Source organism: Agrobacterium sp. 22-223-1 (assembly GCF_053522385.1).
In genome coordinates this window covers 463,825-486,608 of the sequence record NZ_JBNWCN010000001.1, presented here as the reverse complement: position 1 = coordinate 486,608, position 22,784 = coordinate 463,825, and the positions used below count along the sequence as shown (strand labels likewise).

The window sequence follows — 22,784 nt, the reverse complement described above, 5'->3', positions numbered from 1 at the left end:
AAGGCGGGCTCGATCAGGAAGCCTGCGCCCATTCATCCCCGCGCGCCCACGCCGGCCAGACCCGTTACTTGAAGAGCTGGAGGATATTTTCCGCATTGGCGTTGGCGATGGAGAGCGCCTGGATGCCGAGCTGCTGCTGCGTTTGCAGCGCCTTCAGCCTGGTCGATTCCTCGTTCATGTCGGCATCGACGAGACGGCCGATGCCCTTGTCGATCACATCCATCAGGCTGGAAACGAAGTTGTCCTGCATGCTGATGCGGCTCTGCAGCGAACCCAGGCTGGAAGCCGTGCTGGTCATCGCCTCAAGCTGCCCGTCGACGAAGGACATCATCATGTCGATGGCGTCTGCGTCGGTATAGGTCGTGCCGCCGCCGGCAAAACCGCCCATGGCCGCGGCAACGATATCGAGATTGCCGAGATCGAGGGTGGAGACGGAAAAGCCGAGGGAACGATCGGCGGAAGCCGCTCCGCTGCTGGTATCGTAAAACCAGTCATTGCTGCTGGTGTCGCGATAGGCGGGAGAAACGGTGGTGCCGCCGCTCGACGGATCCGTCCCCGTCACCTTGACCCACACATTTTCGGCAAGGCGGAGATAATTGGCGGTGCCGTCGCTATAGACATTCGGATCCGTATTCGTATCCGTCGTCGCGGCATTCAGCGCGCCGATTTCTGCGTCGGTGAGCTTCGGTACGACAAAACCCGCCTCCGTCGCCGTGCCGGCGGTCGTCGACGTCTGGGTGACTTCATATTCCGTCTTGCTGACGAAAACGGCGTTCTTGTCGAGAATACCGAGCTTTCCGCCACTGAGGTCGAAAAGCACAGTGCTGCTGTCGAGCGTGTAGTCAACGGTGGTGACCCCGACATTGCCCGAGCCAGTGCGGGTGAAGGATGCAACGACCTTTTTGGTGATCGATTCTTCAACCGGCGGCGTGCCACCGTTGCTGATACTGGCCTGCAACCAGTTTTCACCCGAGAAGGAGGCCGATTCGGAGATGCTCTTCAGCTGTTCCTGAAGCTGCTTGATTTCATCCTGAATCTTGCTGCGGTCGGCGCCCACGCCATAGGCGGCGACGAGCTTGGCCTTGATCTGCTTGACGACCTCGATCGTGCTTTCAAGCGCGTCATAGGCGGTATCGACCTTGGCCGCACCCAAACCCAAAGCATCCTGCACGGCCGAAAGCGCATTATTGTCGGAGCGCATCGTCGTTGCAATGGACCAGTAGGCCGCGTTGTCCGCCGCAGTCTCGACACGATAGCCGGAGGACACGCGCGCCTGCGTCGTTTCCAGATTCTTGTCGATCATCCGCAGGGTTTGCAGCGCGGCCATTGCCGCCGCATTGGTCAAAATGCTGGTCATGGGGTCCACCCAACTCAAAATTTAAGAAAAAATCCGGCGCTGTGCCGACAACGAGCAGGGGCATCATGCGCATCGGCAATGGCCTGAACCGACCACCGCGACCTGCCGTTCGTTAACAAATCGTTAATGCGATAGGTAACAAACAACGAGACTGATTTGCAAGGCGTTCCTCGCTTTCGCAGCCGGGTTTCGCATAAACCGGCAGGCTTCAGGCAAGCTCGGGTTAAAACGCACCGGAACGAGGCCGTTGCGCCCGCGATTTCGGCGCGCGCAACGGACATGACGGAAATGGGGAGCGGGTGATCCGGTTAAGCCGCTTCGCCCTGACGGGTGGGCACGAATCGGGCAGCCGTCAGGCTTTGACGAAGAAACTCGGTGTTCTCGTCCGGATTTTCGGAAGGGTTCTGAAACGAGACGTGATTGATCTCGATCGCCGCATGTTCGTTGGCGAGCGTCAATCGCGCATAGACCGTGGCGCCCTTCGGCTTCAGTTCGAGATCGAGGACGATCTCCGGCGCGCCTTCCCATTCGAGCTTATATTCGCCGCCGGCGCCGAAATTGATCGTTCCGGGATGATAATAAAGCTCCGCAGCCGACGAAACGAGGTCAGCGATACTGCCGTAGCACTCGAATCGGAGCAGCGAAATCAGGTCGGCCGGGTCTAACAATCGAAGTTCGGTGGCGATCGGGTTGATCGCCTCTGCGACGATCATTTCCCGCTGTTCGGAATAGGCGGATTTTTTCATTGGTTTTATTGAACCCGTATTTTCGATGACTTCATGGCGTAAACCCGGTGAACGAGCTCAGCCACAGCCTTGTAAAAGACTGGTGGAATCACACTATCTACCGAGACTTGCGCAAACATGGAGCGTGCAAGCGGCGGGTCTTCAAAAACGGGGATATTGTTTTCTTCCGCAATTTCGCGGATTTTCAATGCGATAAGGTCCTGACCCTTGGCGACGACAACAGGTGCGTCGCCTTCTTCGCGAACATAACGCAGCGCCACCGCAAAGTGTGTCGGGTTGGCGATGACAAGTGTGGCGCGCGGCACATTGTTGATCATGCGGCGGCGGGCACGGTCGCGGGCGATGGAGCGCTGGCGGGATTTGACCACGGGGTCGCCCTGCGACTGCTTGTATTCTTCCTTCACCTCATGCTTCGTCATTTTCAGCTGGCTGAACCAGTGATGGCGCGTCCACAAAACGTCGACGGCGGCAAGCAGCGCGGTCGAAAGCAGAATCACGACCATCATCTTTTTGACGATCTCGACCACCCGGACGAAAATCACCTGCGGATCGGAAAACATCAGATCGATGAGGCTGTAAAAATCGCCACGCAGGGCAAGGAACATGATGACCGAGACGATCATGATCTTGAATACGGATTTGCCGAATTCAACGAAACCCTGCTTGCTGTAGATGCGCGTGAAGCCCTTCGCCGGCGAGACGCGCGACCATTGCGGACGCACCCGCTCAAGCACCGGCGACGGCAGGTTCTGGAAAAACGACGAGGCAAGCCCGAAGACGATGAACATGATCATCGCCGGCATGAGCAGATAGGCCATCGAGGTGCCGAGAAAATACAATAGCGACAGGGCATCCGGCCGGGTGCTGAGGTCCCACTGTTCCGGCTGGCCGAACAGGTCCTTCAATGTGACGCCAAGACGACCGGCGCCATCGGGCAGGAAGAAAACCAGGTAACAATAAAAGGCAAGCGACGAGGCAAAGATCGGCACTTCGCGGGAAAAGGGAAGATTGCCCTTTTCCGCCGCATCGCGGAGTTTTTTCTCCGTCGGGGCTTCTGTTTTACTGTCCTTGTCCTGATCGTCTGCCAAGGCACGTCCCCGGGATCAAAAAAAGGCCCGCCGATCCCGGCAGGCCGTCATTCCCGAAACTAGCGTCCGTGACCGGCCATCGCAATGGCCGCTTCCGCCGTAAGGGCGGGTTATCAACCGGCTTCCGCTCAAGCGGCGGCCGGTTGTTCCTCCGCGGAGGCTTCCTTCAGCTGGATCTGGCCGGAATTGGCGAGCCGGATCGCTTCCTGCGCGACGGCGCGGCGTGCGATCGCCACTTCGCGGGTGTTGATCGAGGCCTGCGGCACCGCAAGGTCCGATTCGATCATGCGGCGCTGGCGCGGGCTGATGCTGGAGAGCACGCATTCCTTGATTTCCATCGTGGCGCCGCGCAGCGCCATCGTCAGAACATCGGCCGAAACATCGTTGAGCAGCAGGACGCGGCTGCGCTGCGGCATGAACATGAGGTCGTCGAAGAGGAAGATCTTCGGCTTGACCTTGTTTGCGGCTTCCTTGCTGAGCGTCTCGAGCGAGCTGAGCAGCGTATCGACCTGCGGCTTGTCCAGTTCGTTCATCAGATCGGCAACCTTCGTGGAACCGCCGGCATTGCGCTCGGCTTCGATTTCGTTGATGAGGTTGACCACACGCTTCTCGATGATCTGGGCAGCCGTGGGGCTGACTTCCTTCATGTTGACGGTGCGGTTCATGATATCGGCGCGCTGCTCTTCCGGAATGGTCAGGAGAACCTTCGCACCGAAGGACGAGGGCAGCATGGAGAGAATATAAGCGATGGTCTGCGGATGTTCGCGCAGCAGGAACTTGCCGACGAATTCCGGCTCGGCTTCCTGCAGGCGGTCCCAGATCGATGCTTCATAGGCCTGGAAGGCGGCGCGGCGGCCGAGAAGGCTGTCCACCTCTTCAGGGGTGAGGCCCTCTTCGAGAATGCTCTCGATTGCCTTGGCATTGTCCATCAGACCCGTTCCTTCGGTGAACAGGTCCTCGAACTCGGCTACGATCTGGGCAAGCTCATCGGGAGGAATGACGCGCAGGGTCTGGGCCGAGGAAATGATCATCTGCAATTCGTGCTGCGTGAAAAATTTGAGCAGCTTGCCGGCGACGCCCTTGCCCATGGCAAGAAGCACCGCGGCCGCCTTGTCGGCCTGAGACAACGGTTTCCCTGCCAGGGGGTTACCGAAATCCTCGAAGTCCATCATGGTCTTTCCTCTCCGTCCCCACAGGGATCAGGCTTTTCGCGTACTCAGTACTTCAATCAATTTTACGCCGAAGCGCGTATCGTCGTCTTCCAGAACCGTTATTTCACCGCGCGCAATACGGCGGCCATTCACCATGATTTCGACCGGCTCGCCGATCTTGCGGTCGAGTGCGATCGTCGCTCCTTCTTCAAGGCTCATCAGCCCCGAAACGAGCATTCTGCTGGTGCCGAGAACGATCTGGACATCGATCGGGATGTCCATGATCATTTCCATGTTTTCGGACAATCCGCTGCCAAGCGGCGCCTTCACGCCCGCAACCTGCGGGGCGGCAGCAAAATCATCCATCCCAAAATCGGCCGTTCCGCCACCGAAAGCGGAAAGGTCGGTATCCGTCGAAACCTCGTCCGTGCTTCCGAAATCGCCGAAGTCGCCGAAATCGGAGAGCGAACCTTCCGCATCCGTCTTGAGGACGCCACGCAGATCGCCGATAGCCTGGTCGAGGTCGCCGCCGTCTTCAAACGACGGCAGCGCCGCATCATCGGTCACAGGTGTTTTCTTCGTAGCCATGCGCTGATTATTCCCTTTGAAACTTGCGTCAGCCTGCCCAAATCCCCGAAGGCCGGGCAGGATTTTAACCCATCAAATGTCGTAAGATCTCGTCGTCCGTGCTGACATTGTTCTTCACCCGAACCATGTAGCGGTCGCCGGACTTGCCGAATTCGCAATTATAGAGCTTGGAACCGTTGGCGCTGACCTCGACACCGATATCGTCCTGCTTCAGAGACTGGAACGGAATGACATCGCCGGCCACCAGCTTCGAGATCGTCCGCAGCGTCAGCGTTTCGAGCTTGATGCGCGCCTCGAGCGTTACCTGCGATCGCTTCACCTGCTCTGAAATCATCTCCATCCATTCCTCCTGCTTCTTCAGCGCCTGGGCTGAAGCCTTGGGGGCAACGATGGAAGTCTTGAGCAGGGGTCGCTGCGGCACGATCAGCGAGAATTCCGACGATACCTTGCCGATATCGATCTTCAGGCGGATGGTCACGCCGTAAAGGCCGGCGATCATCTCGTCGAAGGCGCTTTTACCGTTGGAATTGAAAGGCGGATCGATGGCCGCCTCAAAACCGCCCGGCGCATTGACACCGGAGCGCAGGACACCCGCGATGCGGCCAAGAACCATGGCCGCGAGGTCGAGCTCGATATGGGACAGGCTGCGCTCGTCCGGTTCGCCGATCATGTCCGGCGACGCGCCCAGCATGCGCTCCATGAGCGCGATGACGAAGCCGTTGCCGACCGTCATCATGAAATTGGGGCACCAGTTGCGCAGGGAACAATCGGCAACCGCGACATTGCGCCCGACATTGGCGATCAGGTCGGTCATCAGTCCCGATTCGGAACCCACATATTCGACGTCGATCGCGATGCCGGTCTCGCTGTGGAAGATATCAGGCAGGAATTCGCTGTAGAGATGGCCGATATCGGAACCGATCTTGGCGATCGTCTTGCGGTCTGACAACCCTCCCGTCAATTTTGCAAGCAGGGCGGTGTCGATGGCGGGTGCTTGTTGCGCTGCAGCTTTTGCCATCGTCATGCCGCCTTGTTTTCGCCGCCGGGGTTCATCATCTCCTGTTCGACGGCGTCAATCGACGGCCGCTCGTAGTTGGAGATGGTCTTGCGGCCATATTCGAGCGCGACCTGCGGCACCGAGCCGTTCATGTAGGCGATCAGCGTCTGCTTGACGATGATGTAGAGGCGGTGCTGCTTGGTGCGGACGATCTTGACCTGCGACGCCAGCGGGTTGCAGATCGAATAGGACAGGATGATGCCGAGCATGGTGCCGACGAGTGCGGCGCCGATCAGGCCGCCCAGCACTTCCGGCGATTCGTTGATCTTGCCCATGGCCTTGATGACGCCGAGAACCGCCGCGACGATACCGATGGCGGGGAAAGAATCGCCCATGGTGGTGATCGCGTGATAGGGTTTCAGCTTGTCGTTCAGGATGGTCTCGATTTCCTCATCCATCAGCGCCTCGATTTCGTGGCTGCGGGCGTTGCCGATGATGATGAGGCGGACATAGTCACAGATGAACGAGGTCAGTTCCTTGTTTTTCAGAACCGAGGGCGCGCTCTGGAAGATCGAGGATTCTTCCGGATTGTCGATATGGGCCTCGATCTCGTTGCGCGATTTCGTGCGCAGATCGCGCATCAGCGAATAAAGCACGCCGAGCACGTCGAGATAGTTTCGCTCCTTCGGGACCGAATGCTTGAAGGCCTCGCCGAGCGCCTTGCCCGAGTCCTTCACGACCTTCATGGGGTTCGCCATGATGAAGCCGCCGAGACCGGCGCCGCCGATGATCATCAATTCGAACGGCTGAATCAGCACGTCCAGATGACCGCCCATCGCCATATAGCCGCCGATGATGCAGCCGAAGGTGATTATAAGTCCAATTACAATATTCATTGATCGACCACGCCCGAACAGTGTTCCATGCCGCCATGTCTAAAAAATGTGGCTTGCGTGAACCTGTCCGCAAAGCCTCTCCCGCGCTGCCGCCTCCAGCCAGTTTCGCACAAGCAAGCCACGGCACTATGCCGGCAAAGGCGGACGTGCGCCTTGAGATCGGGATCAAACGAGAGCGGCGGTTCAGTGACTTCCACCTACACCAGCTACAGACTGATCAGTCAGGATATCGGCAAATCGCTTGAGCGGGTGTCGGAGCAGCCCGACGTGGCGCGCGAGACCGAATATTATCGCGCGAAGATCGGCGATGTGAAATCCATCGACGACTTCATGGCCGATACGCGCCTTTACAATTACGCGCTGAAAGCCCACGGGCTCGAGGACATGGCCTATGCGAAGGCCTTCATCCGCAAGGTGCTGACGGAAGGCACCTCGGACAAGGACGCCTTCGCCAACAAGCTCTCCGACAGCCGCTATGCGGATTTTGCGAAGTCGCTGGATTTTGCCGGCCTGGGGGCGGCGGCGACCGCCACCGACGCCGCCAAATCGGGCGTCATCGGCAAATACACCCGCCAGACGCTGGAACAGGAAGCGGGCGACGACAATAACGGCGTCCGGCTTGCCCTTTATTTCGAACGCAAGGCGTCAACCATTACATCCGGCCTCGACTTTCTGGCGGACGATGCGCTCGCGCAGGTGTTTCGCACGGCCTACAACCTTCCCGACGAATTTGCCGCCGCCGATGTCGACAAACAGGCGGCGCTCATCGAAAAAACCATCGATATCAAGGATCTGCAGGATCCCGAAAAGGTCGGCAAGCTGCTCGAGCGTTTCACCATCATGTGGGAAATGCAAAACCCCTCGACGACCTATGACCCTCTCGCCGTTTTCGGCTCCTCCAGCGGCTACGGCATTTCCCCCGACCTGCTGATCTCCATCAACTCCCTGAAACTCGGAGGCAAATGATATGCAATCCGGACTATACGTCGCCCTGTCCTCGCAGATCGCGCTGGAGCGCCGTCTCACCACCATTTCCGACAATATGGCGAATGTGAACACGGTCGGCTTCCGCGGCTCCGAAGTGAAATTCGACGAAATGGTCGCCAAGAACCACAATGACATGAATGCCCGGGTGGCCTTCGTTTCGCAGGGCAACGACTATCTTTCCACCCGTCAGGGCGCTTTCGAGCAGACCGGCAATTCCTTCGATTTCGCCATCAAGGGCGACGCCTGGTTTTCGCTGGATACGCCCGACGGCCAGATTCTGACCCGCGACGGCCGTTTCACCATGCGTCCGGACGGCGCGCTCATCTCCTCGAACGGTTATCCCGTTCTCGATGCCGGCGGCGGTCCGATCCAGCTCAATCCGAATGGCGGCCCGATCACCGTCGGCCTCGACGGCGCCATCCGGCAGAACGAAAACATCGTCGCTACCCTCGGCATCTTCCAGGCGGATTTCTCGCAAGGGTTCCTGCGTCATCCCAATAGCGGTGTGAAGCCGGTGGCCCAGCCGGTTCCGGTGGTCAACAATCATGAAGTCGGCGTCGTTCAGGGTTATCTCGAACAGTCCAACGTCAACGGCATTTCCCAGATGACCCAGCTCATCCAGGTCAACCGCGCCTTTGAAAGCATCTCCTCGCTGATGCGCGATACCGAATCGACCTTCGGCGAAGGCATCAAGACGCTTGGCGGCGCGCGTTGAGGAACTGAGTAATGACAATGCCGGAATCCATGCTCTCGGCTGACGCCATTTCACCGAAGCTCGCACAGCTGGCCAGCCTTGCCGGGCATTATGCCGATCCGGAGTTTTCGGTGGCGCATGGCGGGCATGTCCGCACCATCGCCGCCGGGCACTATACGGTTTCCGGCCTGTCACGGCATGTGCGGCTCGGAGAGTTCGTCGCCCATCGCAGCGCGACCGGCATTCATCTCGGCGAAGTCGTGCGCGTGGAACCGGACATCTGCTATGTCTGCCCCATCGAGCCCGGCGAGCCGATCGGCATTCACGACACCGTCATCCGCAAGGGCGCCTTCCGCGTCTCGCCCGACGACAGCTGGTGCGGACGCACCATCAACGCGCTCGGCGAACCCATCGACGGCCAAGGCCCTCTGGCCTCCGGCATCGAGCGCCGTTCGATTTCCAACAATGCGCCGCCCTCGATGACGCGCAAAAGGGTGGAAACGCCTTTCAAGACCGGTGTGCGGGCAATCGATATCTTCTCGCCGCTTTGCCTCGGCCAGCGCCTCGGCATTTTTGCCGGTTCCGGTGTGGGCAAATCCACGCTGCTGTCGATGCTCGCCAAGGCAGACGCCTTCGACAAGGTGGTGATTGCTCTTGTCGGCGAACGCGGTCGTGAAGTGCGCGAATTCATCGAAGACACGATGGGCGAGAATATGAGCAAGTCCATCGCCGTCGTCGCGACGAGCGATGAAAGCCCGATGCTGCGCAAGATGGCCCCGCTTTCCGCCGTCACCATCGCCGAACATTTTCGCGATCAGGGCGACAATGTCCTTCTCATCATCGACAGCGTGACGCGCTTTGCCCATGCGATCCGCGAAGTGGCGGTCGCTTCGGGAGAGCCTCCGGTGGCGCGCGGCTATCCGGCCTCGGTCTTCACCGAACTGCCGCGCCTTCTGGAGCGGGCGGGACCGGGCGCGGAAGGCACCGGCACCATCACCGCCATCGTCTCCATTCTGGTGGATGGCGACAATCACAACGACCCGATTGCCGATTCGACGCGCGGTATTCTCGATGGCCATATCGTGCTGGACCGCAGCCTTGCCGAAGAAGGCCGTTACCCGCCGATCAACCCGCTCGCCTCGATCTCGCGTCTCGCCAAGAAGGCCTGGACACCGGATCAGGAAAAGCTGGTGTCGCGCCTCAAGGCGCTGGTGCATCGCTTCGAGGAAACGCGCGATCTTCGCCTCATCGGCGGTTATCGGCCCGGCACCGATCCTGATCTCGACATGGCGGTGAAGCAGGTTCCGATCATCTATGAAACGCTGAAACAGCTGCCGAGCGAACCGGCGGCGCAGGATGCCTATGCCGATCTGGCGACCGCATTGCGCGGGGGAGCACAGAATGGCCAGCCCCAGGTAAACCCGAGAATGAGAGGCTGACCCGTGAACAAGAAGCGGAACGACACTAGCCACGATGAAGACGTGCTGCCTAGGCCCGTTTTCTTTACGCCTGACCGTATTCTCGCATGGACGGGCATCGGGCTTGCGGCTGCAGCAGCCTTTTTCCCCTGGTACGTATTTTTCAACGAAGAAAAATTCGGCATGAAGGTGGCGGGCGGCGACCGCACCCGCGATCTGCCCCATACCGGCCCGCGGGAGGTCTTCAGCGTTTCGCCGATGGCCATGACCAACCGCAACAAGGAAGATACCCCGCCGCCGGCGGATCTGCCCGACATGCTGACGACGGCGACCGTGAACGCAGGCGGCAAGGAAAAACAGAACAATCTGGCAGCCGGGATCGAGGACCAGCCCTTCCCCGGCCAGACCTCCTTCCGTCTGCTGCATGTTTCCAACGGGCGCGCCCTGATCGAGGACGGTTCGGGCATGTATATGGTGAGGGTCGGCTCTACCCTGCCGGACAATGCGTTGCTGACGAAGATCGAACAGCGCAATGGCGAGTGGCTGATAGAGACGTCTTCCGGGAAAACCTATCGTCCTGAAAAATAGAATATTTTTCTCTGGTTCGAAAGGCGCGCCGCATCTGCCGGCGCGCCTTTTTTTGTTTGGGCAGGCCGCATCCATATCCGCGTCTTGCGCCGTTCCGCGCCTTCTCCCCTCCCCGCAAGTCTGACGCAAGATTAGCCCCGTAGGTTCGGGCCATACGAGATGGAGAAGTCTATGCAACCGATTCAACTGTTCGATCTGGCATCCCGCCAAGCGGAATGGCTGAGCGTGCGGCAGGAAGTCGTGGCGACCAACATCGCCAACGCCAACACACCCAAGTTCCGCGCCAAGGATGTCAGCCCTTTCGAAGCGGTCATGCAGGCCACCAGCCAGCAGGTCGGCATGGCGAGGACCAACCCTGCCCACTTCGGCGAGAGCACCCTCAGCGACAATATCGCGGTGCGCGACAACCCGGTCAATAACGAGATCGGCATGCAGGAATCGGGCAATTCGGTCGCGCTTGCGGAAGAAATGACCAAGACCGGCGAGATCAAGCGGCAGTACGAGCTGAACGCCAATCTCGTCAAATCCTTCCATCGCATGATGCTGATGACGGTTAAGAGGTAAGCCATGGATCCCTTGAGTGCGGCGAGCAAGATTGCCGGCAGCGGCCTGGAAGTGCAGTCCACACGACTGCGCATCGTCTCCGAAAACATCGCCAACGCCAGATCGACCGGCGACACCCCCGGCGCCGACCCCTATCGCCGCAAGACCATCACTTTCGGTTCCGAGCTCGACCGTGTCAGCGGCGTGGAGCGCGTGACGGTGAAGAAGCTCGGCGTCGACCGTGGCGATTTCATCAACGAATACGATCCCGGCAATCCGGCCGCCGACAGCAACGGCATGGTGAAGATGCCGAACGTCAACATCCTGATCGAAATGGCGGACATGCGCGAAGCAAACCGCAGCTACGACGCCAATCTTCAGGTCATCCGCCAGACACGCGACCTCGTCGCCTCCACAATCGACCTTCTGAAGGCATCGCAATGATCGACGGTATCAAGCAAGTCAGTTCCCTTTCGCTCACCCGCGGTGCAAGCGGCATTTCCTCACTGACGGAAAGCGTTTTCGGCAGCGAGCAGACGACGCCCGCCCAGCAGACGGGCGCAAGCTTCGCCAGCGTTCTCGGCAATATGTCGGTGGATGCGATGAACAATCTGAAGAAGGCGGAAGTCGCTTCCTTCGAAGGCATTCAGGGCAAGGCGAATACACGTGAAGTGGTCGATGCCATGCTTTCGGCCGAACAGTCGCTGCAGACCGCCATCGCGCTCCGAGACAAGATCGTGTCGGCCTATCTCGACATTACCAAGATGCAGATCTAGCCCAGCAGGAATATTGACATGAGAGCTCTTGCCATCGCTGCCACCGGTATGGACGCCCAGCAGACCAATCTGGAAGTCATCGCCAACAACATCGCCAATATCAACACCACCGGTTACAAGCGCGCGCGTGCGGAGTTCACCGATCTTCTTTACCAGACCGAGCGCATGCAGGGCGTGCCGAACCGGGCCAACCAGGCGATCGTGCCCGAAGGCGCCAATATCGGCCTCGGCGTGCAGACCTCGGCCGTGCGCAACATCCACACCCAGGGCAACCTGATCGAGACCGGCAACAAGCTGGACGTCGCGATCATCGGCCAGGGCTGGTTCCAGATCGAGGCGGCGGACGGTTCGACGCTCTACAGCCGCGCCGGCGCCTTCAACAAGAATGCCGACGGCAATCTGGTGACGATCGATGGCTATAACGTCATTCCGAACATCAATATCCCGACCGATGCGCAGGACATCACCGTTACCCGCACGGGACAGGTGACCGCCCGTATCGGCAATGCCACGGAATTCACCGAACTCGGCCAGCTCACCATCGCCAACTTTGCCAACGAAGCCGGCCTGAAGCCGCTCGGCGACAACCTCTTCGCCCAGACGCCGGCCTCCGGCGACGCGGTGATCGGCGTGCCTGACGATCCGAGCTACGGCTACATCAAGCAGTCCTATCTCGAAGGCTCGAACGTCGACGCCGTCAAGGAAATCACCGACCTGATCACGGCGCAGCGCGCCTACGAGATGAATTCCAAGGTCATCACCACCGCTGACGAAATGGCTTCGATTGTCAGCAAGAACCTGAAGTAAGAACGGAAAGGCAGGCGAACATGAGGTTTGGCCGGAAACATAGCAGCAGCAGAACGGCGCTCGTCCGTATATGCCTTGCGTCTGCCTTTTCACTGGGCGCCCTGACGCCCGCTCTTGCCCAGGCGCCGATGGCGCTGGTTCCCACCCGCACGATCTATCCGGGCGAAACGATCACGCCCGAACAGGTGAAGCCGGTGGAAGTGACCAATCCCAATATTTCCTCGGGTTATGCGAGCGATATCAGCGAAGTGGAAGGCATGATCTCCAAGCAGACCCTGCTTCCCGGACGCACGATCCCCGTTGCCGCCCTGCGCGAACCCTCGCTGGTGGTGCGCGGCACCAGCGTCAAACTCGTCTTCACCATCGGCAATATGACGCTGATGGCTTCGGGAACGCCGATGACCGACGGCTCGCTCGGCGAAATCGTGCGGGTGCGCAACATCGATTCCGGCGTCATCGTCAACGGCACGGTCATGAAGGACGGAACCATTCAGGTGATGGCGAAATGAGAGTGCTTCGTATCCTGGCCGCGGCCATTCTGTTTTCGGCCCAGCCCTTCCTTCCCGTTCCGGCAGCCCACGCGGATACATCCCGCATCAAGGATATCGCATCGCTGCAGGCGGGGCGTGACAACCAGCTGATCGGTTACGGTCTCGTGGTCGGCCTGCAGGGCACGGGCGACAGCCTGCGCTCCTCGCCGTTTACCGAACAATCCATGCGCGCGATGCTGCAAAATCTCGGCATCACCACGCAGGGCGGTCAGTCGAACGCCAAGAACATCGCCGCCGTGATGGTGACGACCAATCTCCCGCCCTTCGCCAGCCCCGGCAGCCGTGTCGACGTGACGGTCAGCTCACTGGGCGACGCCTCGTCGCTGCGCGGCGGCACGCTCATCATGACCTCGCTTTCCGGCGCGGACGGGCAGATTTACGCGGTCGCCCAAGGTGCGCTGATCGTCAACGGCTTTTCCGCACAGGGGGATGCCGCGACGCTGACGCAAGGCGTCACCACCTCCGCCCGCGTGCCGAACGGCGCGATCATCGAGCGGGAGCTGCCGTCCAAGTTCAAGGATTCGGTCAATCTGGTCCTTCAGCTGCGCAATCCGGATTTTTCGACGGCGGTGCGCGTCGCCGATGTCGTCAACGCCTTTGCCCGCGCCCGTTATGGCGATCCCATTGCCGAACCGCGCGATTCGCAGGAAATCGCGGTGCAGAAGCCCCGTGTCGCGGATCTCACCCGGCTGATGGCGGAAATCGAAAACCTGACCGTGGAAACGGATACGCCGGCCAAGGTCGTCATCAACGAGCGCACCGGCACGATCGTCATCGGCGCGGATGTGCGCATTTCCCGCGTCGCCGTCAGCTACGGAACGCTGACCGTGCAGGTGACGGAATCGCCGCAGGTCATCCAGCCGGCGCCCTTCTCGCGCGGCCAGACGGCCGTGCAGCCGCAGACGGATATCATGGCATTGCAGGAAGGCAGCAAGGTCGCCATCGTCGAAGGGCCTGACCTTCGCACGCTGGTTGCCGGTCTCAACAGCATCGGGCTCAAGGCGGACGGTATCATCGCCATTCTGCAAGGCATCAAATCCGCCGGCGCCCTTCAGGCGGAGCTTGTGCTGCAATGATGGAAACTCGGAAGAACAACGCTTTCCCGAATGGCCTTGTCCGCTTCGCGGCCGTCGCCTCGCTGCTTTTCCTGCTTCCCGCCGCTGGCGCCGAAAGCCAGCAGAACGTGGTTTCGGAACTCAGCACGCAGGATGAAATCCAGAAATTCTGCACCAACATCGCCGATGCGGCCCGCGACCAGCGCTATCTGCTGCAAAAGCAGGAGCTGGAAAAGCTGCAGTCCGACGTCAACGAGCGCATTGCCGTGCTGGAAGACCGCAAGGCGGAATATGAGGATTGGCTGGCCCGCCGCGAACACTTCCTCAATCAGGCGAAAAGCAATCTCGTCGATATCTACAAGACGATGAAGGCCGATGCCGCCGCACCCCAGCTCGAAAAGATGCATGTGGAAATAGCGGCCGCCATCATCATGCAGCTGCCCCCGCGCCAATCGGGCCTCATCCTCAGCGAGATGGATGCGCAGAAGGCCGCTGTCGTCGCCGGCATCATGTCGCAGGCAACCGATAAAAACACTTCGAAGGATCCTTCATGAGCACGCGTCGTCTTCCGGCCCTCCTCCTGCCGCTCGCCTTGCTTGCCGGCTGCCAGAACAACCAGACCCTGAAGGAAATCGGCAACGCACCCGCGATGAGCCCGATCGGCAGCGGCCTGCAATTCAGCCAGACGCCGCAAATGGGCATGTATCCGAAGCAGCCGAAACATATGGCGAGCGGCTACTCGCTGTGGAGCGACAGCCAGGGCGCCCTGTTCAAGGATCTGCGCGCGCTCAACATCGGCGACATCCTGACCGTCAACATCCAGATCAACGACAAGGCCGATTTCGACAACGAGACCGAGCGCAACCGCACCAATTCCAGCGGTTTGAACTGGAAGGCGGATGCGCAGGTGTTCGGCTGGAACCCGAAGGCCGATTCCAGCATCAATTACGGTTCCGACACCGACACCCAGGCAAAGGGCAAGACCAAGCGGTCTGAAAAGCTGACGCTGCTGGTGGCCGCCGTGGTGACCGGCATTCTGGAAAACGGCAACCTCATCATCAGCGGTTCGCAGGAAGTGCGCGTGAACCACGAAATCCGCATCCTCAATGTCGGCGGTATCGTCAGGCCGCAGGATGTGGATGCACAGAACATGATCTCCTACGAGCGCATCGCCGAAGCGCGCATCTCCTATGGCGGTCGCGGACGTCTGACGGAAGTGCAGCAGCCCCCGGTCGGGCAACAGGTCGTCGACCTGTTCTCGCCGCTCTGACCTCGGCACACGGGAACGGGACTGACCCATGGAAAACGAACAGGCTGAGGGCAAGAAAAAATCCTCCCCTCTGGTCATGACCATCGCAGGCGTTGTGATCCTCACGCTGCTCGGCGCGGGCGGCGGCTGGCTGGTGGGCGGCATGATCGCGCCGAAGATCGCCGGCGCGGAGGCGCATGCCCCGGCTGCCGCCGGCGGACACGGCGAGAAAAAGGAAGAAGGGATCGAGAAAATCTCGGCCGAAGCGAACGGCATCGTCCAGCTCGATCCCATCACCACCAACCTCGCCTATCCCTCGACGAACTGGGTGCGGCTGGAAGTGGCGCTGATGTTCAAGGGGCCGGTCGAGGTGGGTCTGGCGGAAGATATCCACCAGGACATCATGGCCTATGTCCGCACCGTTTCCCTTCAGCAGCTGGAAGGGCCGCGCGGCTTTCAATATCTTAAGGATGACATTCAGGAACGAGTTGACCTGCGCTCTCAAGGGCGCGTATCCAAGGTCATGTTCCGGACCTTTGTCATCGAATGATTCGATTTCTTGTAACCATCGCCGTCCTCCTTGCCTTGCCGGGTCTTGCCAGTGCCCAGCAATTTCCGTCCGATCTGTTCAACACGCAGATAGACGGCTCCGTTGCGGCATGGATCATCCGCACCTTCGGCCTGCTGACGGTTCTCTCGGTCGCGCCGGGCATCCTGATCATGGTCACGAGCTTTCCGCGCTTCGTGATCGCCTTTTCGATCCTCAGATCCGGCATGGGACTGGCTTCGACCCCGTCCAACATGATCCTGCTGTCGATGGCGATGTTCATGACCTTCTACGTCATGTCGCCGACCTTCGACAAAGCCTGGACCGACGGCGTGCAGCCGCTTCTGCAGAACCAGATCAACGAACAGCAGGCCGTGCAGCGCATCGCCGAGCCCTTCCGCACCTTCATGAACGCCAATACGCGTGACAAGGATCTGAAGCTTTTCGTGGATATCGCCCGCGAGCGAGGCCAGGAAGTGATGACCGACAATGTCGTCGATTATCGCGTGCTGGTTCCGGCCTTCATGCTGTCGGAAATCCGGCGCGGTTTCGAGATCGGTTTTCTCATCATCCTGCCGTTTCTGGTCATCGATCTGATCGTCGCCACCATCACGATGGCGATGGGCATGATGATGCTGCCGCCGACCTCGATTTCGCTGCCGTTCAAGATCCTGTTCTTCGTGCTGATCGACGGCTGGAACCTGCTGGTCGGCAGTCTCGTCAGATCGTTCAACTGACGGCCTCTGTGCCTGATTGACACCCGTTAACCCTGTTTTTTAACCCCGCGTGCCCAGGTACGCGGGTTTTGCGCGTTTTTACGCTTTGGTTACCAGTTTTTCTGGCGACTTGGTAACTATCTTTTTAAATAAAAAAATTACCATTTAACTAAATCAAAAAGTAACCATAAGTATTTTCCAATATTTCTTGGCCACCAAATTAATAATTGGGCAATTTTTCGCTGCGAATTTCTTTCTACACGCAGCGGGTTTGGTTTCTGAAACTAAGCATTTCCGAACCGAGTGGCATGAAGCCGAAACGTTGCGACCGGTAATACCAAACCCGGTATGTCCCCACTCCAGTATCTCGTAAAAACAAGGGACACATTTATTATGGCAAGCATTCTCACCAACACCAACGCAATGGCCGCTCTCTCGACCCTGCGTTCCATCGCTTCCGACCTGTCGACCACGCAGGACCGCATTTCTTCCGGCCTGAAGGTTGGTTCGGCTTCGGACAACGCTGCTTACTGGTCGATCGCGACCACCATGCGTTCCGACAACAAGGCTCTCGGTGCAGTATCTGACGCACTGGGCATGGGCGCTGCCAAGGTTGACACCGCATCTGCCGGTATGGAAGCCGCTATCGATGTTGTCACCCAGATCAAGGCCAAGGTCGTTGCCGCAAAGGAAGAAGGCGTCGACAAGACCAAGATTCAGGAAGAAGTTACCCAGCTTCTCGATCAGCTGAAGTCGATCGGCACGGGCGCTTCGTTCAACGGTGAAAACTGGCTCGTTTCCACCGCCAACGCCACCAAGACGGTCGTATCCGGCTTCGTCCGCGACGACAACGGCAATGTCAGCGTCAAGACGACGGACTACGCGCTGGATGCATCGTCCATGCTCTACACCGAAGCGACGCCGGGCACGATCGATGCCAACTCCGGTATCCTGAACGCTACCGGTGCAACCACCACCGTCGGCGCCAAGACCTACACCCAGATCTCCGTTCTCGACCTCAACGTCGGCACCGATGACCTGGACAACGCTCTTTACTCCGTTGAAACGGCCCTGACGAAGATGACCAGCGCCGGCGCCAAGCTCGGCTCGCTGTCTGCACGTATCGACCTGCAGACCGACTTCGCCGACAAGCTGTCCGACTCCATCGAAAAGGGTGTTGGCCGCCTCGTCGACGCCGACATGAACGAAGAGTCTACCAAGCTGAAGGCTCTGCAGACGCAGCAGCAGCTGGCAATCCAGGCTCTGTCGATCGCCAACAGCGACTCGCAGAACATCCTGTCGCTCTTCCGCTAAGAGCTGAACTTCTCATAGCCCTTCGGGGCTGGGGGACCCATTTTCTTCCCACATGCATTCGGGGGCTGACCAAATGCATATCCGGGCAGAAAGCATAAAGGTTCGATAGGCTGAATCGAACCGAATGCACCAGACAGGCCGCATCCCGAATAAGGATGCGGCCTTATCTTTTTTTTAAATATTTCGGGATACGCGCGCGCACGCGCGAGAGTTGTAATTTTGAATTTTCATAATGCTGATTTTCTTTTCCCGCTTATCAATTCATTAACCAAACTGGCGTTACCTAAGCTCATCGAAACGGCGAGCTAACGTTAAAAATCAGCCAGTTAGCAGGCATGATGCTGTGCGCCGTTCCCGGTGAAACCGGAATGTCCCTTCTTTAATCAGCCATTCAAGGGGCACACTACTATGACGAGCATTATTACCAATGTCGCAGCAATGTCTGCGCTCCAGACTCTGCGCACCATCGGCCAGAACATGGAATCCACCCAGGCACGCGTTTCCTCCGGCCTCCGCGTTGGCGAAGCTGCTGACAATGCTGCCTACTGGTCGATCGCGACCACCATGCGCTCCGACAACATGGCGCTTTCCTCGGTTTCCGACGCTCTCGGCCTCGGCGCCGCCAAGGTAGACACCGCTTCTGCCGGTATGGAATCGGCAATCGAAGTCGTTAAGGAAATCAAGGCAAAGCTGGTCACGGCAACGGAAGAAGGCGTCGACCGCACCAAGGTTCAGGAAGAAATCGATCAGCTGCAGAACCAGCTCGTATCGATCGCACAGGGCGCATCCTTCTACGGCGAAAACTGGCTCGTAGGCACTTCGACCCTCGGCGCTACCACGCCCGGCACGGACCCGGACAAGTCGGTCGTCGCTGGCTTCGTTCGCTCCACCGGCGGTGCCGTTAACGTCACGACCACGAAATACGCCCTCGACAACACCGCAACCGGCAACACTCTTTTCGGTTCGGTTGACGCCACGGGCGCCCCCGACACGAGCGGTATTCTCGGCACGACCGGAACGTTCACGACTGTCACCGCTCAGTCCGTCTACACACTGGACATCACCCAGTATGCAGCCGCAGACCGCGCCACCAACATGGCCGAAGCACTGACGCTGGTTGAAAACGCTCTCAAGGCAATGACGAGCGCCGCAGCCAAGCTCGGCTCGCTCTCCATGCGTATCGGCCTGCAGGAAGACTTCGCTTCCAAGCTGTCCGACTCCATCGACAAGGGCATCGGCCGCCTCGTGGACGCTGACATGAACGAAGAGTCCACCCGCCTCAAGGCCCTGCAGACCCAGCAGCAGCTCGGCGTTCAGGCTCTCTCGATCGCCAACAGCAACTCCGAAAGCATCCTGTCGCTCTTCCGTTAATCGAAGACCGAAAGCGAAAAAATCAACCGCGCCGAAAGGCGCGGTTTTTGTTTGTGCAATTGACTGCAAAATTCATTAATTTCTTGATTAAGACTTCATTAACCAAATCACCGCTAAATCAAGCCATCGAAACGACTCGTTAACCAAGACGAAAAAGAGGTTAACAGGCATCACGCCGCGTTGTCGTTTCCGGCGATCCCGGAATGTCCCTTCCCATTTAGCCAGCTCAGAGGGGCAATTATGACAAGTATTCTGACAAACACCGCCGCCATGTCGGCGCTTCAGACACTGCGTGCAATCAGCGGCCAGCTCGAAGACACGCAATCCAGAGTTTCTTCCGGGCTGCGCGTTAAAACGGCTTCCGACAACGCCGCTTACTGGTCGATCGCGACCACCATGCGTTCGGACAACATGGCCCTTTCCGCGGTTCAGGATGCACTGGGACTGGGTGCCGCGAAGATCGATGTCGCTTATTCCGCAATGGAAAGCGCCGTCGAAGTCGTGAAGGAAATCAAATCGAAAATCGTCGCGGCAACCGAAGAGGGCGTCGACAAGACAAAGATCCAGGAAGAAATCGACCAGCTGAAAAAGCAGCTGGAATCGATTGCGCAGGGCGCATCTTTCAGCGGTGAAAACTGGTTGCTGGGCACCGGCGCAAAGACCGTCGTTTCCGGCTTTGTCCGTGACGGCAGCGGTTCCGTCAACGTGACGAAAACCGACTATACGCTTATCGATACGACGACCGCGACAGAAACACCCAATGTGATTTTTGGCCTGACCGGCACGCCCGCAACGCTCGACACCACAAAAGGCATCATCGGAGAGGCCGGAGTAGCCTCGGGCATTTCCGTATGGGATATCGATCTCAAACTTTTCGATAGTGCAACGCCCCCGACCTACACGATCGGCAATCTTCTCACCGATGTCGAAACCGCGTTTCAGTCGCTCAGCAGCGCATCTTCCGCCCTCGGCTCCATCAAGATGCGCATCGGCCTGCAGGAAGACTTCATCTCCAAGCTCACCGACTCCATCGACAGCGGCATCGGCCGCCTGGTGGATGCGGACATGAACGAAGAATCAACGCGCCTCAAGGCATTGCAGACACAGCAGCAGCTGGGCATCCAGTCGCTTTCCATCGCCAATACCAGTTCCGAAAATATCCTGTCGCTATTCCGTCAGTAAGCGGCGCCCGATGGCTACGGGCGGTTTCGTCCCGCTCTGGCAGCAACAGAATATTCGGATATGGAAACCGCGCTTCGCAAGGGGCGCGGTTTTCCATTTGCCGCTAACTGCGCGGCGCGCGCATGCATCAACCGCCGCAGGCGATCGGTTCAACAACCGCGTAAACATTTGAAATTTCGGAGAGAAATGGTGCTGCTAGAGAGATTTGAACTCTCGGCCTCTCCCTTACCAAGGGAGTGCTCTACCCCTGAGCTATAGCAGCATCCGGTGCCGAAGCGTTTGCTTCAGCATCAAGCGTGGCGGCCTATTGCCATAGGTTTTTGACGAGCGCAAGTCGCAAAACGATATTCTTCACCAAGCGGGGCAAAAAAGCGTGCCCCCTGTTGAAAAATACATTTTTCAGATATTGCTGAATCTATGAACGAACATCATGACAAACAGGCAAAGGCATCGGTTTCCGCCGTCGCTTCCGCGGAAGCATCCGCCCCGGTGGCCGATGGCAAGCCGCAGGCGGGGCCCGGCGAAAAGGCGCGGCAGCGCGAGGCGGAACGCAAGGCGCGGGCGGCCAAGAAGCTTCGTGAAAATCTTTTAAAGCGCAAACAGCAGGTTCGCGCGCGCCGTGCCGGCGAAGAGGACGAGACGATTGGCCTGCCTGCCGCAAAAACGGACGAATCATCCTCATAGAGAATTCACCAAGCATAAATTGAAACGCCGCGGAAATTCGTCTAAGGACGCGCCTTTCCGCAAGGCACGATAAAGAAAGGCGGGCACAGGCCCGTAGGGACGCATGGATCGCATCAGAATTACGGGTGGCAACAAGCTAAACGGCATCATTCCCATCTCCGGCGCCAAAAACGCCGCCTTGCCGTTGATGATCGCATCGCTTCTGACCAGCGACACGCTGACGCTCGAAAACGTGCCGCATCTGGCGGACGTGGAGCAGCTCATCCGCATTCTCGGCAATCACGGCGTCGATATTTCCGTCAACGGTCGCCGCGAAAGCCAGGGCGAAGCCTATTCCCGCACCGTGCACTTCACCTGCCGCACCATTGTCGATACCACCGCACCTTACGAGCTGGTGTCCAAGATGCGCGCAAGCTTCTGGGTCATCGGCCCGCTTCTGGCGCGTGAGGGCCGCGCCCGCGTTTCCCTGCCCGGCGGCTGCGCCATCGGCACGCGCCCGGTCGACCTGTTCATCGAGGGCCTCGAGGCGCTTGGCGCAACGATGGAGATCGATGGCGGCTACATCAACGCCACGGCGCCCAAGGGCGGTCTGATCGGCGCGGTTTACACCTTCCCGAAAGTTTCCGTCGGCGCGACGCATGTGATGCTGATGGCCGCAAGCCTTGCCCGCGGCACCACCGTCATCCACAACGCCGCCCGCGAGCCGGAAGTGGTAGATCTTGCGCAATGCCTGATCGCCATGGGCGCGAAGATCGAAGGCGCCGGCACCTCTACCATCACCATCGAAGGCGTCACCTCGCTCTCTGGAGCACGTCACCGCGTTCTGCCGGATCGTATCGAAACCGGCACCTATGCCATGGCAGTGGCAATGACCGGCGGTGACGTGGTGCTGGAAGGCACGCGCGCAGCGCTGCTCGACAACGCGCTCGACACGCTGAGGCTTGCAGGCGCCACGATCAGCGAGACGGAGACAGGCCTTCGCGTCGTGCGCAACGGCAACGGCATCCAGCCGGTCGATATCGTCACCGAGCCCTTCCCCGGCTTCCCCACCGACCTGCAGGCGCAGTTCATGGCGCTGATGACCCGCTCGCAGGGTGTTTCGCATATCACCGAAACCATCTTTGAAAACCGCTTCATGCATGTGCAGGAACTCGCCCGTCTCGGTGCGAAGATTTCGCTTTCCGGCCAGATGGCCCGCATCGAGGGCGTCTCCCGCCTGAAGGGCGCGCCTGTCATGGCGACCGACCTGCGCGCTTCCGTATCGCTGGTCATTGCCGGCCTCGTGGCGGAAGGCGAGACCATGGTTTCGCGCGTCTACCACCTCGATCGCGGCTTCGAACGCCTTGAGGAAAAGCTCACCCGCTGCGGTGCGCTGGTCGAACGCGTCAGCGATTGATCCTGTCTTCGCCGCTCATCCGTTTTCTACCCGTTGCAGAGTGGGCCCGGACTGCCTATTTCCAATGTAAGTCATGGAAATAG

General features: G+C 59.2%; 25 protein-coding genes, 1 tRNA gene and 1 pseudogene. 19 read left to right on the top strand and 8 right to left on the bottom strand.

All coding sequences use genetic code 11. The annotated features are described in order from the left end of the window. Positions 1 to 64: 64 nt before the first annotated feature. The 7 genes from ACQZ60_RS02445 to motA all read right to left on the bottom strand — a co-directional run bounded on the left by ACQZ60_RS02445 (position 65) and on the right by motA (position 6,823). Positions 65 to 1,357 (bottom strand): flagellin N-terminal helical domain-containing protein, encoded by a 1,293-nt coding sequence (locus ACQZ60_RS02445; RefSeq protein WP_020811422.1) that lies wholly within the window; start codon positions 1,355 to 1,357, stop codon positions 65 to 67. A gap of 308 nt (positions 1,358 to 1,665) precedes the next feature. Beyond that, entirely contained in the window at positions 1,666 to 2,103 is a 438-nt protein-coding gene (locus ACQZ60_RS02440; RefSeq protein ID WP_004432518.1) for a hypothetical protein, read from the bottom strand. 5 nt (positions 2,104 to 2,108) lie between these two features. Then, complete coding sequence (gene flhB, locus ACQZ60_RS02435; RefSeq protein ID WP_004432517.1) at positions 2,109 to 3,191, bottom strand: flagellar biosynthesis protein FlhB; 1,083 nt, start codon at positions 3,189 to 3,191, stop codon at positions 2,109 to 2,111. A 128-nt stretch (positions 3,192 to 3,319) separates the two neighbouring features. Further along, positions 3,320 to 4,363, bottom strand: coding sequence for a flagellar motor switch protein FliG (gene fliG, locus ACQZ60_RS02430; RefSeq protein ID WP_020811423.1), 1,044 nt, complete (start codon positions 4,361 to 4,363; stop codon positions 3,320 to 3,322). Between the two features lie 27 nt (positions 4,364 to 4,390). Further along, complete coding sequence (fliN, locus tag ACQZ60_RS02425) at positions 4,391 to 4,930, bottom strand: flagellar motor switch protein FliN (RefSeq protein WP_035263929.1); 540 nt, start codon at positions 4,928 to 4,930, stop codon at positions 4,391 to 4,393. 64 nt (positions 4,931 to 4,994) lie between these two features. Next, complete coding sequence (locus ACQZ60_RS02420; protein WP_035263931.1) at positions 4,995 to 5,954, bottom strand: FliM/FliN family flagellar motor switch protein; 960 nt, start codon at positions 5,952 to 5,954, stop codon at positions 4,995 to 4,997. Next, positions 5,951 to 6,823, bottom strand: coding sequence for a flagellar motor stator protein MotA (gene motA / locus ACQZ60_RS02415; RefSeq protein WP_004432509.1), 873 nt, complete (start codon positions 6,821 to 6,823; stop codon positions 5,951 to 5,953). The genes ACQZ60_RS02420 and motA overlap by 4 nt, the downstream gene beginning before the upstream one ends. A gap of 186 nt (positions 6,824 to 7,009) precedes the next feature. Between motA and ACQZ60_RS02410 the strand changes: the two genes are divergently transcribed. The 17 genes and pseudogenes from ACQZ60_RS02410 (at position 7,010) to ACQZ60_RS02330 (ending at position 20,621) form a co-directional block, all read left to right on the top strand. Next, positions 7,010 to 7,789: a DUF1217 domain-containing protein gene (locus ACQZ60_RS02410; protein WP_448735308.1), complete on the top strand. Its 780-nt coding sequence runs from the start codon at positions 7,010 to 7,012 to the stop codon at positions 7,787 to 7,789. 1 nt (position 7,790) lies between these two features. Then, positions 7,791 to 8,525 (top strand): flagellar basal-body rod protein FlgF, encoded by a 735-nt coding sequence (gene flgF, locus ACQZ60_RS02405; protein WP_004432506.1) that lies wholly within the window; start codon positions 7,791 to 7,793, stop codon positions 8,523 to 8,525. 11 nt (positions 8,526 to 8,536) lie between these two features. After that, positions 8,537 to 9,943, top strand: a complete 1,407-nt coding sequence (gene fliI, locus ACQZ60_RS02400) for a flagellar protein export ATPase FliI (RefSeq protein ID WP_020811273.1) — start codon at positions 8,537 to 8,539, stop codon at positions 9,941 to 9,943. A gap of 42 nt (positions 9,944 to 9,985) precedes the next feature. Next, the gene (locus ACQZ60_RS02395; protein WP_245289691.1) at positions 9,986 to 10,510 is read left to right on the top strand and encodes a hypothetical protein; all 525 of its coding nucleotides are present in this window, start codon (positions 9,986 to 9,988) and stop codon (positions 10,508 to 10,510) included. A gap of 171 nt (positions 10,511 to 10,681) precedes the next feature. Beyond that, a complete protein-coding gene (flgB, locus tag ACQZ60_RS02390; RefSeq protein ID WP_004432502.1) occupies positions 10,682 to 11,074 on the top strand; it encodes a flagellar basal body rod protein FlgB in 393 nt (130 codons plus the stop codon). 3 nt (positions 11,075 to 11,077) lie between these two features. Then, a complete protein-coding gene (flgC, locus tag ACQZ60_RS02385; protein ID WP_020811275.1) occupies positions 11,078 to 11,497 on the top strand; it encodes a flagellar basal body rod protein FlgC in 420 nt (139 codons plus the stop codon). Next, the gene (locus ACQZ60_RS02380; protein WP_004432500.1) at positions 11,494 to 11,829 is read left to right on the top strand and encodes a flagellar hook-basal body complex protein FliE; all 336 of its coding nucleotides are present in this window, start codon (positions 11,494 to 11,496) and stop codon (positions 11,827 to 11,829) included. Before flgC ends, ACQZ60_RS02380 begins: the two co-directional genes overlap by 4 nt. Positions 11,830 to 11,847: 18 nt before the next feature. After that, complete coding sequence (gene flgG / locus ACQZ60_RS02375) at positions 11,848 to 12,636, top strand: flagellar basal-body rod protein FlgG (RefSeq protein WP_004432499.1); 789 nt, start codon at positions 11,848 to 11,850, stop codon at positions 12,634 to 12,636. A gap of 20 nt (positions 12,637 to 12,656) precedes the next feature. Next, positions 12,657 to 13,145, top strand: coding sequence for a flagellar basal body P-ring formation chaperone FlgA (gene flgA / locus ACQZ60_RS02370; RefSeq protein WP_059760559.1), 489 nt, complete (start codon positions 12,657 to 12,659; stop codon positions 13,143 to 13,145). A gap of 62 nt (positions 13,146 to 13,207) precedes the next feature. Then, positions 13,208 to 14,263 (top strand): annotated as a pseudogene (locus tag ACQZ60_RS02365) (flagellar basal body P-ring protein FlgI); the annotation flags it as partial. Then, a complete protein-coding gene (locus tag ACQZ60_RS02360; RefSeq protein ID WP_004432496.1) occupies positions 14,260 to 14,796 on the top strand; it encodes a MotE family protein in 537 nt (178 codons plus the stop codon). The pseudogene ACQZ60_RS02365 and the gene ACQZ60_RS02360, both read left to right, overlap by 4 nt. Then, positions 14,793 to 15,512, top strand: a complete 720-nt coding sequence (flgH, locus tag ACQZ60_RS02355) for a flagellar basal body L-ring protein FlgH (protein WP_020810646.1) — start codon at positions 14,793 to 14,795, stop codon at positions 15,510 to 15,512. The genes ACQZ60_RS02360 and flgH overlap by 4 nt, the downstream gene beginning before the upstream one ends. Positions 15,513 to 15,540: 28 nt before the next feature. Next, a complete protein-coding gene (locus ACQZ60_RS02350; protein ID WP_448734691.1) occupies positions 15,541 to 16,041 on the top strand; it encodes a flagellar basal body-associated FliL family protein in 501 nt (166 codons plus the stop codon). Beyond that, the gene (gene fliP / locus ACQZ60_RS02345; protein WP_059760555.1) at positions 16,038 to 16,775 is read left to right on the top strand and encodes a flagellar type III secretion system pore protein FliP; all 738 of its coding nucleotides are present in this window, start codon (positions 16,038 to 16,040) and stop codon (positions 16,773 to 16,775) included. Before ACQZ60_RS02350 ends, fliP begins: the two co-directional genes overlap by 4 nt. 372 nt (positions 16,776 to 17,147) lie before the next feature. Continuing rightward, the gene (locus ACQZ60_RS02340; protein ID WP_020810649.1) at positions 17,148 to 18,068 is read left to right on the top strand and encodes a flagellin N-terminal helical domain-containing protein; all 921 of its coding nucleotides are present in this window, start codon (positions 17,148 to 17,150) and stop codon (positions 18,066 to 18,068) included. A gap of 408 nt (positions 18,069 to 18,476) precedes the next feature. Then, on the top strand, positions 18,477 to 19,439 hold the full coding sequence (locus ACQZ60_RS02335) for a flagellin N-terminal helical domain-containing protein (protein ID WP_142778667.1): 963 nt from the start codon (positions 18,477 to 18,479) through the stop codon (positions 19,437 to 19,439). Between the two features lie 240 nt (positions 19,440 to 19,679). Next, the gene (locus ACQZ60_RS02330) at positions 19,680 to 20,621 is read left to right on the top strand and encodes a flagellin N-terminal helical domain-containing protein (RefSeq protein ID WP_059760551.1); all 942 of its coding nucleotides are present in this window, start codon (positions 19,680 to 19,682) and stop codon (positions 20,619 to 20,621) included. Positions 20,622 to 20,808: 187 nt separating this feature from the next. Here ACQZ60_RS02330 and ACQZ60_RS02325 read toward each other — a convergent pair. Then, a tRNA-Thr gene (locus tag ACQZ60_RS02325) sits at positions 20,809 to 20,883 on the bottom strand. A gap of 155 nt (positions 20,884 to 21,038) precedes the next feature. Here ACQZ60_RS02325 and ACQZ60_RS02320 point away from each other — a divergent pair. Together ACQZ60_RS02320 and murA are read left to right on the top strand one after the other, a co-directional pair. Beyond that, positions 21,039 to 21,305 (top strand): hypothetical protein, encoded by a 267-nt coding sequence (locus tag ACQZ60_RS02320; RefSeq protein WP_448734690.1) that lies wholly within the window; start codon positions 21,039 to 21,041, stop codon positions 21,303 to 21,305. A gap of 103 nt (positions 21,306 to 21,408) precedes the next feature. Then, entirely contained in the window at positions 21,409 to 22,701 is a 1,293-nt protein-coding gene (gene murA, locus ACQZ60_RS02315) for a UDP-N-acetylglucosamine 1-carboxyvinyltransferase (protein ID WP_004432483.1), read from the top strand. Positions 22,702 to 22,784 lie beyond the last annotated feature (83 nt).

Excerpts from the sequence above, each read along its gene's own strand:
- flgB (WP_004432502.1), top strand. The coding sequence starts at position 10,682 with ATGCAACCGATTCAACTGTTCGATCTGGCATCCCGCCAAGCGGAATGG.
- flgA (WP_059760559.1), top strand. The coding sequence starts at position 12,657 with ATGAGGTTTGGCCGGAAACATAGCAGCAGCAGAACGGCGCTCGTCCGT.
- flgG (WP_004432499.1), top strand. The coding sequence starts at position 11,848 with ATGAGAGCTCTTGCCATCGCTGCCACCGGTATGGACGCCCAGCAGACC.
- fliN (WP_035263929.1), bottom strand. The coding sequence starts at position 4,930 with ATGGCTACGAAGAAAACACCTGTGACCGATGATGCGGCGCTGCCGTCG.
- ACQZ60_RS02420 (WP_035263931.1), bottom strand. The coding sequence starts at position 5,954 with ATGACGATGGCAAAAGCTGCAGCGCAACAAGCACCCGCCATCGACACC.
- flgC (WP_020811275.1), top strand. The coding sequence starts at position 11,078 with ATGGATCCCTTGAGTGCGGCGAGCAAGATTGCCGGCAGCGGCCTGGAA.
- ACQZ60_RS02445 (WP_020811422.1), bottom strand. The coding sequence starts at position 1,357 with ATGACCAGCATTTTGACCAATGCGGCGGCAATGGCCGCGCTGCAAACC.
- murA (WP_004432483.1), top strand. The coding sequence starts at position 21,409 with ATGGATCGCATCAGAATTACGGGTGGCAACAAGCTAAACGGCATCATT.
- motA (WP_004432509.1), bottom strand. The coding sequence starts at position 6,823 with ATGAATATTGTAATTGGACTTATAATCACCTTCGGCTGCATCATCGGC.
- ACQZ60_RS02440 (WP_004432518.1), bottom strand. The coding sequence starts at position 2,103 with ATGAAAAAATCCGCCTATTCCGAACAGCGGGAAATGATCGTCGCAGAG.
- ACQZ60_RS02335 (WP_142778667.1), top strand. The coding sequence starts at position 18,477 with ATGACGAGCATTATTACCAATGTCGCAGCAATGTCTGCGCTCCAGACT.
- flgF (WP_004432506.1), top strand. The coding sequence starts at position 7,791 with ATGCAATCCGGACTATACGTCGCCCTGTCCTCGCAGATCGCGCTGGAG.
- fliG (WP_020811423.1), bottom strand. The coding sequence starts at position 4,363 with ATGATGGACTTCGAGGATTTCGGTAACCCCCTGGCAGGGAAACCGTTG.
- fliP (WP_059760555.1), top strand. The coding sequence starts at position 16,038 with ATGATTCGATTTCTTGTAACCATCGCCGTCCTCCTTGCCTTGCCGGGT.
- ACQZ60_RS02380 (WP_004432500.1), top strand. The coding sequence starts at position 11,494 with ATGATCGACGGTATCAAGCAAGTCAGTTCCCTTTCGCTCACCCGCGGT.
- ACQZ60_RS02360 (WP_004432496.1), top strand. The coding sequence starts at position 14,260 with ATGATGGAAACTCGGAAGAACAACGCTTTCCCGAATGGCCTTGTCCGC.
- ACQZ60_RS02330 (WP_059760551.1), top strand. The coding sequence starts at position 19,680 with ATGACAAGTATTCTGACAAACACCGCCGCCATGTCGGCGCTTCAGACA.
- ACQZ60_RS02320 (WP_448734690.1), top strand. The coding sequence starts at position 21,039 with ATGAACGAACATCATGACAAACAGGCAAAGGCATCGGTTTCCGCCGTC.
- flgH (WP_020810646.1), top strand. The coding sequence starts at position 14,793 with ATGAGCACGCGTCGTCTTCCGGCCCTCCTCCTGCCGCTCGCCTTGCTT.
- fliI (WP_020811273.1), top strand. The coding sequence starts at position 8,537 with ATGACAATGCCGGAATCCATGCTCTCGGCTGACGCCATTTCACCGAAG.
- ACQZ60_RS02340 (WP_020810649.1), top strand. The coding sequence starts at position 17,148 with ATGGCAAGCATTCTCACCAACACCAACGCAATGGCCGCTCTCTCGACC.
- ACQZ60_RS02350 (WP_448734691.1), top strand. The coding sequence starts at position 15,541 with ATGGAAAACGAACAGGCTGAGGGCAAGAAAAAATCCTCCCCTCTGGTC.